The organism is Burkholderia reimsis (genome assembly GCF_003294055.1).
Classification (GTDB): Bacteria; Pseudomonadota; Gammaproteobacteria; order Burkholderiales; family Burkholderiaceae; genus Burkholderia; species Burkholderia cepacia.
Map to the genome: position 1 here is coordinate 1 of NZ_QMFZ01000114.1, position 1,084 is coordinate 1,084.

The 1,084-nt window shown below is 59.9% G+C and carries 1 protein-coding gene; it reads right to left on the reverse strand.

Annotated features, from left to right (window positions below):
- Nucleotides 1-14: 14 nt before the first annotated feature.
- Nucleotides 15-1,034, reverse strand: coding sequence for an IS30 family transposase (locus DPV79_RS41450; protein ID WP_113048174.1), 1,020 nt, complete (start codon nt 1,032-1,034; stop codon nt 15-17).
- Between the last annotated feature and the right edge of the window lie 50 nt (nt 1,035-1,084).

The following is a 1,084-nucleotide window of genomic DNA, read 5'->3' on the forward strand; positions in this document are numbered from 1 at the left end:
GGCGGTCTCAAGAATCAAGTGCAACGTTTAGCCAACCCGGCGGTAGCTAATTCCGTCGCCATGGCCTCTTCGGGGGTTTTCCAGTTGAGGGTTTGACGAGGGCGTCCGTTCATCAGCTTGGCAATATCGTTCAACTGCATCTGGGTCACGCCTGACAGGTCCATTCCTTTGGGGAGAAACTGGCGCAGCAGGCCGTTGGTATTTTCGTTGCTGCCTCGTTGCCAGGGCGCGTAGGGATCCGCGAACCAGATATCCAGATTCAATCGTTCAGCCAGCTCGACATGACAGGTCATTTCCGATCCGCGATCGTAGGTCAGGCTTTCCCGCAGAAAGGCCGGCAGCTTCTTCATCTGGCGCGTGAAGCCTTCCAGCGCATCCTCGGCCGTGCAGCCATCCATGCGGCACAGCACCACGAAGCGCGTCTTGCGCTCGACCAGTGTGCCGACGCAGGAACGATTGAAGGCCCCCTTGATGAGATCGCCTTCCCAATGACCGGGCCATTGGCGCGTTTCGATTGCCTCGGGCCGATGGACGATGCGAAGTTCTTCCGGCACAAAGCTCTTGCGGGCCAGCGTCTTGCGTGCGTTGCCACGCACCGGCTTCTCCTGGCGCAGGGCCTCAATCATGGCCTGCTTCAAGCCGCCGCGGGGATGGGTATAAATCGCCGCGTAGATCGTTTCGTGGCTGACGCGTTGCGCGGGGTTGTCTGGATGCATCTCGCGAAGTCTCGCAGCAATTTGCTGCGGCGACCAGCACCGATAAACCAGATCGTGATGCACCTGCCAGTACAGCGTGCTTCCTGCTGCCAGTTTCGCCTGACGCCGACTTCGCTTGCGGCGCGTCCGATAGGCTCTGGCCGCGCTTGTGGCGTCATAGCAGCGAGGCGCTTCCGTGCGATTGCGCGCCAGCTCCCGTGTGATCGTCGACGCGCTGCGGCCAAGCAGCCTTGCAATCGCTCTGACGCTCGTGTTCCGGGCCTTCTCGATCATGATCACCGCGCGCTCTTCGGCGCTCAGATGCTTGTATTTCGTCATCGCAACACCCTATCTCATCAAAGGTGTTGCACTTGAAGCTAGAGTCTAAG

What these genes read in the sequence shown, in the direction of transcription:
- DPV79_RS41450 (WP_113048174.1), bottom strand. Translation starts at nt 1,034, where the DNA reads ATGACGAAATACAAGCATCTGAGCGCCGAAGAGCGCGCGGTGATCATG.